The sequence below is a fragment of the Paenibacillus sp. FSL L8-0340 genome, assembly GCF_038593145.1.
Lineage (GTDB): Bacteria > Bacillota > Bacilli > Paenibacillales > Paenibacillaceae > Paenibacillus_AQ.
Map to the genome: position 1 here is coordinate 1,856,911 of NZ_CP151967.1, position 14,611 is coordinate 1,871,521.

The 14,611-nt window shown below is 55.6% G+C and carries 10 protein-coding genes; 5 read left to right on the forward strand and 5 right to left on the reverse strand.

All coding sequences use genetic code 11. The features are described from left to right. Positions 1-113 precede the first annotated feature (113 nt). The 4 genes from NST07_RS08465 to NST07_RS08480 all read right to left on the reverse strand — a co-directional run bounded on the left by NST07_RS08465 (position 114) and on the right by NST07_RS08480 (position 3,810). Positions 114-434, reverse strand: coding sequence for a multidrug efflux SMR transporter (locus NST07_RS08465; RefSeq protein WP_341377760.1), 321 nt, complete (start codon positions 432-434; stop codon positions 114-116). 2 nt (positions 435-436) lie between these two features. Beyond that, positions 437-1,012 (reverse strand): TetR/AcrR family transcriptional regulator, encoded by a 576-nt coding sequence (locus tag NST07_RS08470; RefSeq protein WP_341091082.1) that lies wholly within the window; start codon positions 1,010-1,012, stop codon positions 437-439. 17 nt (positions 1,013-1,029) lie between these two features. Then, positions 1,030-1,455, reverse strand: a complete 426-nt coding sequence (locus NST07_RS08475; RefSeq protein ID WP_342481364.1) for a DUF5360 family protein — start codon at positions 1,453-1,455, stop codon at positions 1,030-1,032. Between the two features lie 369 nt (positions 1,456-1,824). Next, positions 1,825-3,810, reverse strand: a complete 1,986-nt coding sequence (locus tag NST07_RS08480) for an alpha-amylase family protein (RefSeq protein ID WP_342481365.1) — start codon at positions 3,808-3,810, stop codon at positions 1,825-1,827. Between the two features lie 132 nt (positions 3,811-3,942). Here NST07_RS08480 and NST07_RS08485 point away from each other — a divergent pair, with 132 nt between their 5' ends. Beyond that, complete coding sequence (locus tag NST07_RS08485; RefSeq protein ID WP_341377762.1) at positions 3,943-4,854, forward strand: AraC family transcriptional regulator; 912 nt, start codon at positions 3,943-3,945, stop codon at positions 4,852-4,854. A 12-nt stretch (positions 4,855-4,866) separates the two neighbouring features. Here the strand turns inward: NST07_RS08485 and NST07_RS08490 are convergent, their stop codons facing one another. Continuing rightward, the gene (locus NST07_RS08490; protein ID WP_052091922.1) at positions 4,867-5,733 is read right to left on the reverse strand and encodes an AraC family transcriptional regulator; all 867 of its coding nucleotides are present in this window, start codon (positions 5,731-5,733) and stop codon (positions 4,867-4,869) included. Between the two features lie 130 nt (positions 5,734-5,863). On the opposite strand from NST07_RS08490, the gene NST07_RS08495 reads away from it, so the two are divergent. The 4 genes from NST07_RS08495 (at position 5,864) to NST07_RS08510 (ending at position 14,185) form a co-directional block, all read left to right on the forward strand. Continuing rightward, positions 5,864-6,595 (forward strand): GDSL-type esterase/lipase family protein, encoded by a 732-nt coding sequence (locus NST07_RS08495; RefSeq protein ID WP_341377763.1) that lies wholly within the window; start codon positions 5,864-5,866, stop codon positions 6,593-6,595. A 226-nt stretch (positions 6,596-6,821) separates the two neighbouring features. After that, positions 6,822-7,502 (forward strand): hypothetical protein, encoded by a 681-nt coding sequence (locus NST07_RS08500; protein ID WP_341091090.1) that lies wholly within the window; start codon positions 6,822-6,824, stop codon positions 7,500-7,502. Continuing rightward, the gene (locus tag NST07_RS08505) at positions 7,495-11,676 is read left to right on the forward strand and encodes a glycoside hydrolase family 2 TIM barrel-domain containing protein (protein WP_342481366.1); all 4,182 of its coding nucleotides are present in this window, start codon (positions 7,495-7,497) and stop codon (positions 11,674-11,676) included. Before NST07_RS08500 ends, NST07_RS08505 begins: the two co-directional genes overlap by 8 nt. A gap of 40 nt (positions 11,677-11,716) precedes the next feature. Next, a complete protein-coding gene (locus tag NST07_RS08510) occupies positions 11,717-14,185 on the forward strand; it encodes a glycosyl hydrolase family 65 protein (RefSeq protein WP_341377765.1) in 2,469 nt (822 codons plus the stop codon). Positions 14,186-14,611 lie beyond the last annotated feature (426 nt).

Genomic DNA, 14,611 nt, shown 5'->3' on the forward strand with positions numbered 1-14,611 from the left:
TCCTCTTGAGGACAGCGAAGCCGTTTCCACTTGTACCCGTAAACCTTCTTGAAGCCTTACCGTGTGTGGGAATCCGTTCATTTATCGGATCATACTCCAGCAATATCATTCCCCTACGCCGACTTCAAATTAACCAATACAACCCCAGCAATGATCAGCAGTATGCCAAAAGCAGTCATAGCATTCGTCGCTTCTTTCCATATAACAATCCCTATGACGACGGTTAATGCAGTTCCAACACCTGACCATATGGCATAAGCGACCCCCAAGGGGATCTGTTGCAACGACAAAGATAAGGAGTAGAAGGCTACACCGAAACACAGGACCATCCCGATGCTTGGATAAACTCTCGTGAGTCCCTCTGAAGCTTTGAGCAGAGATGTCCCGAACAGCTCACTGACAACTGCAACAGCCAAAAACAAATATGCCTTCACACTCACTTCCCCCCGTGATCCATGTTGCCCTTACAAATACCCACCAGCAGCAGATCTACCATTTGCCCCAGCGCCCTCTCAAGCGACAACCCGTCCTGAACTTCATATTGGTGCTCCATCAAACGATAGAACGCCCCGATATACACTTGAATAAACAATTCAAAATCAAACTCACGGAGTTCCCCATTCCTGACTCCTTTTTCAACTAGTAACCTAATGTTATCCCAGCCATTATGGATGTAATGATCGACTTCCGCCCATTGAACAGGATAACGCTGCTTGAGTTCTTCAAGAAAATGTACGTTATGTAAAACAAGTCTGCTCGGCAATAACGCCAATGTCTTATGCAACTTGTCCATATTGGACAGAGAACTTTCGTTTATGATTAATTGCTCGGCATGTCTCATTTCTGACACAGATTGCTCGACAATATAACCTATGATCTGCTCCTTGGATTCTATATTTTGATATAAAGTCTTTGTGCTAATGCCGGCACGCTTTGCCACATCTCTTATGGAGAATTTCAACCCTCGTATCTTAATTTCAGCTACCGAGGCTTGTATAATTCTGTCCTTCATCTCTCTCACATCCAAACTTATTTATTGGGTTGTACCGCCGTCATTGACGCCGTATATCGCCCTTTCTTCATAATCGAAGGCAAAAAGAACAATGGGTATACTATGAGAAACAAATTCGGGACCCACCAGGACCAATCCAGATCTAACCGGATCGTCCAGAAAGCTATCGCCTGCAGCCCGGAGCAAAAGGTCAGACTGAGTGATAGGAGACATAGCGGCAGCCACTGTCCCTTATTCTTTTTAAAAAAGTACATACTCAAAAGACCGGTTAATGAGATCAAAAGATCCAGAGGCACAAACGATATATTCCAGGCCATCATGATTTCATTATTGTAGTCTTTATACAGATATTCATCCGGCACCAGATGAAGCCATGTCACTAACCAGTAGATCAAGAACCCTACGTCTGTAATCAGCATGAGCAACTTTAGTGGTTTTGTCATCTTGTGAGGGATCACCTCCTTATATAATGGAAAACACATAAAACAATTTGTTTTATGTGTTTTATTGTAAATCAAGTTATAACCTGAGGCAAGTGTGATTTGCCGCTTTACCTAAATATTATCACGTAATCCAGTGAGGAAATTGAAGCTATGATAACAAGGCCTTTACTTGGAGCGGTTCCACCTTAACCCCGGCTGAGACCAACTCAGTGTTGATTTTGCAAAAGTTGAGTTAAGAAATATAAGTTCAGAATTTGAAAAAATGCAAAACGGTGAAACCCTTGTAAGATCAAAGGTTTCACCGTTTGGGTACCGAAGGATAACGCTAACATGTTCCCGCTGACCCAGCCTCTCGGCCGGTAATTCTACTCACGCCAGCTCTAGCACTACCATCTGGTGATTCTCCAGATAAGGAAGCATGTAGCCGATTTCGCCGTCTTGGCCCACCGTAAATGGCAGCTCTGTCATTGATGGGGCCAGGTAGACCCGCTGGACGGGAGCGGGTGACGGGAGGCGCAGGCTGACGGAAACGTCCCGCAGCGGCACGATATCCTCAATGACTTCTGTGCGTCCCTTCAGCACGGGGGCGGCATAGAGCAGATGGTTGACATAGCGCCGTTCCGCCGGCTGGTATTGCAGGGTCGTTACCCCGCGGGCCGGCAACCGGGTGCGCAGAGCAGGCTCTGGCAGCAGCCGGGATAGAGCATGGAGTACCATCTCCTTCAGGATGAGATGCCCGCCATCCGCGTAATCGCTGAACACATCCCAGGCGATATAGATGCCATTTTCGCTCTCAACCATGCCCGGTCCATTATCTTCCTTGGCGCTGGGCGTATGCTGATGCGAACAAAAAGTGAAGACATCACGGTTGAAATACGGATTCTCCAGACAGCCCAGCGATTGCCCGCTGTTTAATTCCACAAGCTGGCCTTCGCCGTACATCACATAGGAGGCGGGCAGCAAGGCGCCGGGAATGAAGTCCGGGCGGAAATAAGCCGGCTTGTACGGATTAGTTCCTTTCCAGTTCAGACCCAAATTCAGGACAAAAGCATCACCAGCTGCGTTCAGGCCCGAACGCCCGGTGGCGAGCACTTTGCCGCCTCCTGCTGTAAATTCCGCTATTGCGCTGGCTAGTTCCGGCCATACCGGAACTTCGTCCGGCAGAATCAGCACTTTGTAAGCGCCAAAATCGCTTAACGTATCCACGATGTCGAACAGATAATGGCCTTCGGTCAGCATGCGCACCACACCGGCATCGGCCAGATTGCGCTGCCCCTTCAGCTCCTGCCCGTCCGGACAGGCCTCACGCGCGGCTTCAAGGGACAGAATAGCAATGTCCGCGACGGACTCTGTCCCGGCGCACCATAGCTCCTTTGACTCCACCTCGGCATAGGCGGCGCCGATCAGGGCATAGGTCGCCTCATCCATTAGGCCCGTGGGATGAAGCTGATCACCGATTGAGCATTTGGCACCATGGGCAAGACTGAGCGCTGCCTCAAACCGCAGGGCGTTCGGATGCTTGTATCCGCCAAATTCGCCCCAGGAGGTATGGAATTTGCCGGTCATGCCGAGAAATTCCATGCCCAGCGTCTGGGCGTAGCGTGCCGACAGCGGGAAGTGATCATAGCCCCAGCCTCCGGTCGGGAGCGACTCCAGCTCGAGATGGCTGTTGACATGGGCGAGGTCACGGCGGCCCCGCCGCTGATGGCCGCTGTTGTGAAAGACCGGAAGACCGGGCTTCACGGCGTCGATGGTCTCCCGTACGCGGCGTGCATAGTTCAGGTAAGTCCGTTCGCCCAGGGCGGCGACGGCAGATTCGCTGCGCGGGTCTTGGCCGTCCGCGCGCAGCGCAGCTACACAGTACTGGCAGCGGCATTTGCGGATGCCCACGATATCGAGGAAGATGCCGTCCGCGTCATAACGGGAGACCACTTCATGGATTTGCGCCAGCAAGATGTCCAGAAAAGGCGTGTTGAAGCAAAACTCGTGATACCCCGGTGTCATGAAGTCCTTCACCCAGCGCGTCCGGTCCTCCGCGTCACGGATCAGCCATTCGGGATGGCGCCGTGCCAGCCTTTCGTCGAGACCGGCTGATAGATAAACCGGTGTGAGGACCCCAATTTCATGGGCCGCTGCGATCATTTCGCCGAGCAGGTCGAAGCTGAGGTGCGGATGCATTTCATTGGCTTCACTGGGATGATAGGCCCAGCCATGATGGCATTTGGAGAAAACGGTGATGGAATCGACATGCCCGGCACGCAGCATGGACTGAAACTGGGATTTGGAGAACTCGCTTCCGATGCCGGCAATGGCTTCAGAAGTATGAAAGTCGAGGTGTACCTGACGAAAACGCATGGATAAACAGCCCCTTATATGGTTGGATGAAAAGCGGATTCCCAGTCAATGTACCTCTTTTCGGCCGGAGTAACCAGTGATAATATAGACTTTGAATAGCACAAAATCGACTTATGACAGGAGAGGAATACTGTGCTGTGTCTGGAATTCGCCATCCCGCCGCTGCCGCAATTTGTGACAGTAGGACATGCCGTCTGGTCGCCGGGTGACCGGCATTTCGCCCGTACCTTCGGTGTGTACGATCTGCTGCTGGTGAAGCGGGGAACGCTGTATATGACAGAACAAGATAAGGAATATGCCGTGGGTCCGGGAAAGCTGCTGGTGCTGGAGGCGGGGCTGCCGCATGCCGGGCATCGGCCCTGCGGGGAGGATACGGAAATTTATTGGGTGCATTTCATTCATGGGTGTCCGACAGCGCATATCCGGCGGGAGGATATTCCCTGGTCGTCGCTGCTCGCCAAAGGGACGGTAGAGGATGTTGAGCCTTCTGCGCAGCAGCGTTTGTATATGCCCAAATTTGCTGCAGTCGATGTAGAAGCACTGGAGCCGATTTTGCGTGGGATGAACGAGATCCACAACCGGCTAAACGCAGAGAACGCAGTCCGGCTCCATTTGCTGCTGGCAGAGCTGTTGGCCGCGCTGCAGGCGGAATGCGCCCGGACTTCCGCGCCGGAGCCTTCGGTCCGGCTGGCCCGGGCAGCCGCAGCCTATCTGGACGGTCATTGGAGACAGCCGTTTGATCTTGCCGGACTCGAGGAGGAACTGCATTTCCAGGCGGATTATATTACAAGGTGCATGAAACAGCATATCGGCACAACACCGCTGCAGTACGTGCTGCGTCTGCGCCTGGAAGAAGCCAAAAAATTGCTGGGTGGTACAGTGCTCGGCATACCTGAAGTTGCCGAACGGGTGGGCATCCGCGATCCCAACTACATGACGCGGCTGTTTAGTACGAGATTTGGTCTGACGCCCGGGGCGTACCGGCGGCGGCTGCGGCAGAGGGATGAGGGAATGGCCGCCGGCAGGGATGAGGATAAGGAGTGACTGCAGATGCCGTTAGGAATCCCGCATTTTCTCGCGGTATTCACTTGGCGTGCAGTTGAATGCTTTGCGGAACTGGCGGGAGTAATAGTTCTGGTCATGGAATCCGCTGTCCATAGCCACCTGTGAAATGGTGAGGCCGGGGCTGCGCAGCAGCGTGCAGGAATAGTCCAGCCGCTTGCGGATGACGTAATCCATGGGGGTGGTCTGGTAATTGCGGGTAAAGACTCTCAGAAACTGGCGGGTGGACAAATAGGCCATATCCGCCATGGATTGCAGAGAAATGGGCTGCAGAAAATGCTCCTCGATATAGGTCACGGTCTCGCCGATCCGCAGCGCCTTGTTGTCCTCGCTTCCGAGGCTGTTCTGATAATAGCGCGAAAGCATGCCCACCAGAGCGGTAAAATAAGTGCGGATCATCAGCCGGTATCCTTCCGGCTGCCGGTCATGCTCTTCGAGGATCACATCAAGCAGCCGCGTCGCTTCCCGCAGCTGCCCGGCGTCAAGGGTGAGCATGCCCTTGAAATACATTTCCTTGCGGTAGAAAGGCTCAATATAGAACAGCGCCTGAAAGCCCGGCAGCAGCCTGAGCTCGGGCAGCTGCAGCAGTTGTTCGGGCTGGAACATGACGTTCACATATTCGATGCCATCGACATTCTTATAACCATGGGAAACGTTGCTGTGGATTAGAAAAACCTGGCCGGCAGTAACCGGATACTCTCTCCCTTCGATAATATGCACAGCGCTTCCCGATAGAATAACGACCAGCTCGGAGAAATCATGGCTATGGACGTAGTAATCATGGGTCAGCGGGCATTTCTGGATCCTGAAGGTAAAGCCGGGCTCAAGTCCGATGTCCCGCGCAAAAAGTTTAGTTGTCATGGCCATATTATGCTAAAGAAGGTCGGAATCGTCAAGGCGAAAATGGGGAGGCAGCGTTATCATTAGGTTGCGGGCCAATCGCCGGACTTCGGCTAAGCCATGACCTGTGTTATTGTCAGGAGGGAAAACAATGTTGCATTTATTTGCTGATCCAATCACAAATGATCCGGTGAAGCCGGTGATTCTGTTTCTCGGGGACAGCATTACGGCGGATGGCCGATACATCCGTTATGCAGAGGAATGGCTGCGGAAGCACCGCCCGGATCAGGAAGTTGAACTGGTGGCACGCGGTATCCCCAGCGAGACGGCATCAGGCCTAAGTGAAGCAAGGCATCCATTTCCAAGGCCCTGTATCCACGACCGGCTGGCGGAAGAACTCGCCGCTGCCGCTCCCGGTGTGGTCGTCGCCTGCTACGGCATGAACGACGGGATTTACCATCCCTACTCGGACGAACGGTTCGCGGTCTATCAGGCGGGAATGCGTCAGCTGAGCGCACAGATCCGTGAAGCCGGGGCCAAAGTAGTGCTCATGACCCCGCCGCCGTTCGACGCCGCTTCAATGAACGGCCAGCTCTTGCCTGAAGAGGCGCCCGATTTCAGTTATTTGGCGCCCTACAGGAATTATGACCGCGTGCTGGAGCGTTATGCGGACTGGCTGCTCTCCGGCGGTTGTCCCGCCGATGGCGTGATCGACCTGCGCACTCCGCTGCTGGAGCATATCCGGTATGAGCGGAGGCTTGACGCCGGTTATAGCTATGGTGATGGTATCCATCCGGACGCATCAGGTCACCGCGTGATAGCGCGGGCGCTGCTGTCGGAGCTGTTCGGAGTTGTTTCTACCCCCATTCATTTCAATTTATGATTTAATTCGGGCCTGCAAAAGGAAGTGTTCCTTTTTTGCGGGCCTTTGCCATGCCGGGCTGGATTTCGAAGAACCTTCTTACGCCTATTCCCTCAGCGCAGTTGCGGTTTAAGGAGGTCTTGAGATCTGATGTCGCTATCATGCTAAATAAGGTCCCGATCGTCAAGGCGAAGAAGATTTGTATGCGGTAACATGATAGGGAAAACAAGTGAAAGGGAGGTTCGGCATGAAGCGCTGTTTATACAGGGCCGAGGGGCTCAGGGGCAAGGAACTTACTTCTTTTTTTCGGAGCCAAGAGGTCTCATCTTCGCTCGCCGAAGCGATGGAACATCTCAACGTGGTCAATCTGAGCCTGTTTGCCTGCAGCAGCCAGCTGTTTCTTTATTATGAATGCCTGGAAGAGGCGGTTCCGCCGGAAAGTTTGCTGCCCGAAGCCTCAGAACGGCTGGCAGTTTGGCCGGGAGGGGAACAGGGTCGCCGCTGGGCGCCGCTGGCGGATATTTTTCATTATCAGCAACCTGTTTCAGCGCAGCATTGGGAGCGCTCAAACGCTGCTGGCCAGCCTTACGGACGGCTTGCGCTGCTGAAGCCGGAAGAGGCCGCCAGCTATGTGTATTACCACTATCAATATCAGGAAGAACAGCCGGGTGACGGAGATAAATACGGAATTATCGGGCTCCATGAGAATCTGCTGTTTTTTTATGCGGAGCAGCCGGCCACGCGTGAGCCTGCCCCTTATGAAGGAAGGCTGAAAACAACACTTACTCCGGACAACTGGGCCGAAATTATGGAGCCGCATTTTATCAAATGGGAAGGGGCCCCTGCCGGCCAGGATATTTGGCGGAAGCTCGATCTAGTGCTTGAGGTGCGCTCCTTCACCGGAAAGTTGGGAATAAGAGATGCGTAATTTGCTATGTCTAAACGGGGAATGGGATTTCATGCCCCTGTACGATCAGCCGCAATGCCGCAGGCTGCCGGAAAAAATTGTTTATGAAGCGCGAAAGATCCAGGTTCCTTCCAGCTGGAGGCGGACTTATCCGCTCCCGGAAGGCAAACGATTCGGCAAATTCCAGGAGTATGACTACGCCCCGTTCGAGCTGTACGGTTATCCGGAGGAATGGGATTCTGCTGAAGCGGGAGTGCTGCATCGAAGCTTTCGGGTTCCAGGGAGCATGGCCGGTCAACGGATCGTGCTGCGGCTGGACGGCATTATGCAGAAGGCCGTCATTTATTTGGACCGGCAGGAGATTGGTGTCTGGGAAGACGGCTACTTGCCGCTGAGGCTCGACATTACTTCCCTGGTGGTGCAGGGGCGGGAGCATCATCTGCATGTCGTGTGCGGCGGATTCGACAGAGTGGTGCTTCCAAACGGCATGCAAAAAATAACCGGACTTTTGGGTTCCTGGTATGGAAGGATTTGCCGTGGACTTTGGCAGGATGTATATCTGGAAGGTTATCCGGCACTGTCGCTGGAGGATGTAACTATTCGTACTTCCGTTCGGGAAGGGCGGATAGAGGTGAATGCTGTTGCCTCCGCAGCGGGAAGTGCTGCGGCCCGCAGCCCGCTGCGCGTAAAGCTGAGCATTCGGGAGAAAGGAGTGCTGCGGCAGTCTGAGGAGGGCCGCAAAGCGCTGGAATCTTCAGATAGGACTAGCGCAGGATCTGAAGGGGCAGGAGCGGAGCAAGCTGGTACCGGCTTGCGGCCAGACAGACAGGAATGTTGCGGAGTTGATCTGGAATCTGCACCGGTCCTGTCTGCTGAATGCATAGCTCATCCAGTCGATGGCGCCGCTGTGGAGACGCTCAGGCTATGTGAAAACGAAGTGGCCGGGGCAGTATACTGTGCCTCATTCAATATGGACTGGAGCGGTGCCAGACTGTGGAGCCCGGATGAGCCGTTTCTATACAGTGCGGTGCTGGAACTGCTGCATGGAGAGGAGATCATCGACCGGCGTTTGGAAGATTTCGGCTTCCGCGAAATCTGGTGCGAAGGCCCGCAGTTTATACTGAACGGCATTCCGGTCAATTTGCGCGGCGATTCCTGGCATTTTCAAGGCGGGGCGCAGCAGACGGAAGCGTACATCCGCAACTGGTACCGTATATGCCGCTCCGTAGGTGTCAACAGTATCCGGCTGCACGCCGAGCCATATCCGGCTGATTATGTGCGGATCGCCGATGAAGAAGGCATGCTGATCGTTGATGAGACAGCGATTTATGGTTCGAGCAAATCCATGCTGGCCGACCATCCGGCTTTTGTAGAGAACTGCCGGCAGCATGTACGGCGGCTAGTGCAGCGCGACAAAAACCATCCGTCTGTTATTCTCTGGAGTCTGCAGAACGAAATGCGCTGGGTGGACGGACGGGACGGCTTCAAGCTGCATATGCCCGGCTTGATGGCTGCGATCCGCCAGCTTGATCCTACCCGTCCGATCATCGCCGAAGGAGACAACAGGCTGCTGCCCAAAGTGCATACGGAGGTGGAAAGCCGCCATTACAACATCGACGGCACGATCAGCCAGTGGGACCGCACAGTTCCGCTGACCTTCGGGGAACATGGCGGCTGGTGGTATATATGTCCGCAAAACAGCAGCATGTATGTTGGACTGCAGGCCTACCGCGGTACGGACGAAAGCACAGCGGGGCTGGCGCAGAAGGAGCGGCTGTTTGTGGAGTATGCAAGACGGCAGGGCGTGTCCGGTATTTCCACCTTCAATTTCGCCCATTATTTCATGCGGGCGATGCCGGAGCAGAACATTGTCCTGCCATCCTCCGAGCCGGGGATGTCCGGCGTGAAGCCAAAGTTTATTCCGGCCTATTCGCTTTCAATCAACAATGGCCTGCTGCCGGAGGATTATCCGCTGTACACGCCTAATCCAGCCTTTGGCATTATGGCTGAGGCCTTTAAGCCGGCTACGATTATCGCCGCCGAGTACAACCGCTGCTTCTATGACGATGCGCCGGTCAGCCGCAGCTTCGACGTATACAACGACACGCTCTCTACACAGGACGTCCGTGTGGAATTCGTTATCATGCAGGGGAAAAGCATCGTCCATGAGCAAAGTATCGGCTTTCGCCATAGTCCCGCCGAGCATAAGGTCATCGGGGTGAAATGGATGCCGCTCCGCGCCGCAGCCGGAGAGCAGGCGGTGTTGACGGCGGTGCTGTTTCACGGCGAGCGGCGGGTGCATGAGCTGCGCTTAAAATACAGGATCATGTCCGCAAGCCTGCTGAACCAACCCGTGAATGTACAGCGTCAGACCGTGTATTGGGGAGGGGATGAGGATTACGAACACATCCGCCGGCTTGTTCCGGGCTGCGAAAAGGTAGAATGTTCTGGACTGGCCAGGCTTGCTGCCGATCATTTACTCGTTATCGGCAGTAAGGCCGAGGATCTGGATGGCGGACTGGAGGCGCTGCTGAAGGCGTATGTCGCGCGGGGCGGCAAGCTGCTGCTGCTGGAGCAGACCCAGCTTTCGCTGGGCAGGCTGCCGCTCTCGCGCCGGCCCTTCCTCCGCGCCCATGCGGGCAATTACCAGCATCCGGTGCTGGAGGGACTTGGCGACGAGGATCTGATGTTCTGGCATGAGGAGCTGCGCGAGGAGGGTCCGCTGCCGATCGTCCATGCCGCCTTCGAGAAGCCGGCCGCAGGTGATTTCACCCTGCTGCTGGAATGCAGCGAGGGCGATTTTGGCGACGGCGGTGATCTGTGGTCGCCGCTGCTGGAATACCGCAGCGGGGAGGGCCTATTCCTGGCCAATCAGCTGGAGCTGATGGCGAACATTGGCCGCGTGCCGCAGGCCTGCCTGCTGCTGCGCAACCTGCTGGCCTACGCCGGGCGCGCCGGGGACAACGCCGGGGCTGAAGCCCGGCCGGTGGCCGCGCTGCTGCGCCCCGGCGGGAAAGCTGCAGCGTTCCTCGATAAGCTGCGGCTGCGGTATACGGCGCTGGATATGACAGCGCCGGCAATGGGCAACGCGCCGGGTGAAGCGGCGCCAGGAGACGGGCAGGACTTCGGCCTGATCGTGGCCGAAGCCTGCATGCTTGAGGCGCCGGGGGCACCCGAGGCGCTCCGGCGTCATGCCGAAGCCGGCGGACAGGTGCTTCTCCTGCCGGCGGAGGACCGCCAGCAGGCTGAGCTTACCCGCCTGCTGGGCCGCCCCGTGCGCGTGGTGCCGCACGAGACATATCACTTGGCGGCGGACTATGCCCGCGCCGCCGTGCGCGGCTTCAGCCCGGTCGACCTGTTCGGCTTCGACAAGGTGTTTCTGTCGCCGCGCGAGGTCATGAACCGCGCGCTGGCCCTCAACAGCCTGGAGCTGCCGGACGCTTGTGCTCTTTGTACCAGTGTTGAAGGCACGCCATGGAAGGACTATTTCGTGCATGGCTACACGGCAGAATACAGCCGCCTGGCACTGGTGGAGCTAAACCGCAGAAACACACGTCCTGCTGGAACATTCCTTGCCGAAGTGAAGACAGGGGCAGGTTCCGTATTCTGCTCACAGCTGCTGACAGACCCCGGGAGTGACAAGGCGCTGCGCCTGTATACCCGCCTGCTCGCCAATCTGGGCGCGTCCTTTGACGACGGTTTACTGGATAGCGTGAAGGGTGACGGCGAGTGGGCTATGGAAGTGGCGATGGCGCTGCCTTGTCCGCCCCATGTCGATTACGGGGAGATGAAGGCTTACTACACCGATCCGGAGTTTTCTTTGAATAATCTGGGCGAAGGCCTTTATGGCTGGATGCAGAAGAAAGAGCGGCGTTCCGGCGACGGAACACTGCGGATTGCAGATGCGGGGCTTGATCCGTGGTTTCTGAGCTGCTTTGTGCGGGTGCCGGGACAACTTCGCCGCGGACACCTGCGCGTCAATACAGCCGTGCCTTATGAGATTTATTTGAACGGCGTGCTGGTGGCGGAGCCTGAACAGGAGCTTACCCTGCGGGGCGGCCTCAACGTGCTGATCGCGATACTGCATGGAACCGGTGGTGATCTGACCTTCGGTTTGAACTTTCTTAACACGGGCGGTACCTATATGAAGGACCTGGAATACCGCCTGACCCTGGACGAGGTCGAACCGAAATAAATAATCTATATCATAATCATCATAAAGGAGCTGGAGCCCAGTGAAAGCGGAACACTTCAAGCATGCTGAACCATCCGGGCAGCAGGAACATAAGGAGGACACAGGCGGCTTGCCGTCAAGCGGATTACGCACAAACCGCGCTGAGCCGAAGGATTACTATACCTTCTGTGACGAGGAGAAGGAAGTTGAATTTAAACGGCATGATATGCCTACGCCGTGGATGAACTACCTGTCGAACGGCACTTTCCACACAATGCTGTCGCATGCGGGGGGTGGTGTGGCCTTTTATAAGTCGCCCCAGATCTGGCGGATCACCCGTTACCGTTTCTTTCACCTGCCGATGGACCGTTCGGGTCCCTATATCTATGTGCAGGATGCAAAAACGGGCGGGTACTGGTGCCCGACCAGCGAGCCCGCCTCGGACAAACCTGAGGAGTGGAAAAGCGCCCACGGCATGGGTTATACCCGCTTCGAGGCAAAGCGGGCCGGTATCGCCGCCAGGACGGTGTATTTTGTCGGGCCATACGAGAACTCGCTGATCTGGAATCTGACCTTGTCCAACCAGGGCAGTGTAGCGAAAGAACTGAAGGTTTACGCCTACGCCGAGTTCGGCATGATGGAATTTATGCGCGAGCTGCAGTGGCAATGCTACAACAAACATCAGGTTTCGGTGCAATATCATCCAGCGGAAACGCTGGTGTACCGGTACGGGGTCGAAAATCAGCCCAAACCGGAAGAGACGCCGCTGGTCTATCTGGCTTCGGATACACCGCTAGCTGGCTATGACGGCGACCGCGAGGAATTTATCGGCTGTTACCGCAGCGAATCAAACCCGGCAGCGATTGAGAGCGGCGGCTGCACCGGATCGACGCTGATGGGCGGGGACCCCTGTGGTGCGCTGCAGTTCAATCTTACGCTGCAGCCGGGCGAGAGCCGCACCATCAATGTGTTTCTCGGCACCGCAGCGGATGAGCAGGAAGTTGAACGGGCCGTAGCCCACTCCCGGGAAGCCGGATTTGTTGAATCCTCCTTCCGGGCGCTGAAAGAGAATTGGGCTGGCTATCTGGGAGCGTGGGAGAGCCGGCTGCCGGACAAGGACGCCGAGCGGATGATCAACATCTGGAATCCGTACCAGGCGCACCGTAACTTTCTGTTTTCACGCAACATTTCCTTTTACGCCACCGGCACGTTCCGCGGAGTGGGCTACCGGGACACCTCACAGGATATTTTGGCAGTTGTGCCCTTCGACACGGAGCTTGCCTTTGACAAGCTGCGGCTTTTGCTCGGCCAACAGTACAAGGACGGTCATGTTAACCATTATTTCTTTCCGAACGAAGGCTGGGAGCCGGTAACGAGTATCCATTCCGACGACCATTTATGGACCGCACTTGCCGCATGGGATCTGCTTGCAGAAACCGGAGATGCCGCTTTTCTGGAGGCCAAACTGCCCTATTATGACGGCGGCGAAGGCACGGTATATGAGCATTTGAAGGCAGCGATTGACTTTACGGCGTCGAAGCTGGGGCCTAACGGCTTCCCGCTGATGCTGCACTCGGACTGGAACGACCAGCTGTTCCGCGTATGCCGTGAGGGGCGGGGCGAGAGTATCTGGACGGCGATGCAGCTTGGAACGGTGCTGCTGCGCATGGTTGATCTTGCGGCCGCCGCAGGCCATCCGGAGCATGCCGCACAATATGAAGCCATGTATGAGGCGCAGCGTAAACTCGTCAACAGCATCGGCTGGGACGGGCAATGGTTCCGGCGGGCTATTATGGACGACGGCCGGTTCCTCGGCAGCGATGAACACGACGAGGCCAAAATCTGGCTCAATGCCCAGACTTGGGCCACGATGTCCGGCATGGCGGATGGGGATAAGGGGCTGCGGGCGATGGACAGTGTCCGCGAAATGCTGGACACGGAGCTTGGCATCAAAAAAATCCATCCTTCCATCAGCAGCTTTCCTGATCCCGCCGACCCTTTGACCAATTACAACAAGGGGACGGGGGAGAACGGAGCGGTATTCTGCCACGCCAACACTTGGGCTATTATAGCTGAATGTATGCTGGGCCGGGGAGATTTGGCCTACAAATATTACCGCCAGCTGCTGCCGAATGTGGCCATGGACAAGGCAGGGTTATGGCGTTACAAAGCAGAGCCCTACGTCTATGCCTCCAACCTGTTCGGGCCGGAGTCTGACAAGTTCGGCCTCGCCAACGTGTCCTGGCTAACCGGAACGGCTGCATGGATGTATGTCGCCGCCACCCAGTATATTCTGGGGGTGAAGCCGGTGCTGGGCGGCCTGTCCATCGACCCTTGCATTCCAGCAGATTGGGAAGGGTTTACGGTGAAGCGGCGCTTCAGAGGCTGTGACTATGACATCACCGTTACGAACGCAAGCAAGGTCTGCAAAGGCGTCAAACAAATCACCGTTGACGGAGAACGGGTGGAGGGCAACATCCTCGCGCCGTACCCTGGACGCTCGTCCGTCAAGGTTGAAGTTTTCCTGTAGGATCCCGCTGATCTTCGCTGGCAGGCGAGGGATGGGATGCTACTGTGGTTGATCTTTTTGCTTTCAATCTAGGCGTTGTATTAGGGCGTGGACTGAGGAGACGTTATTTGTGGAAAAAAGACTGTGCGTACAGCGTCGCGGACTGGAAAGACGTTATTTGGCCGCACAAGCAGGAAGTAACGTGTGAAATGAGGTCATAACGTCACTGGTCCGTAAGCACCTGAAATGTGCCGAATATCTGCAAATAGCGGCTCTTGTATCCGAATCAGCTAGGGCAGCAGCGAAGGAAGAGAACGAGTACGTGCTGCCTCGCAATCCATCTGGAATGGTTAACTGACCCTGTTTGTCACTGCATGCACGAAAATCGCCCCTTTTTGAAATGGTTGCTCATCACTTCCATTTTACCAAGGGGCGATTTTTTGTGAT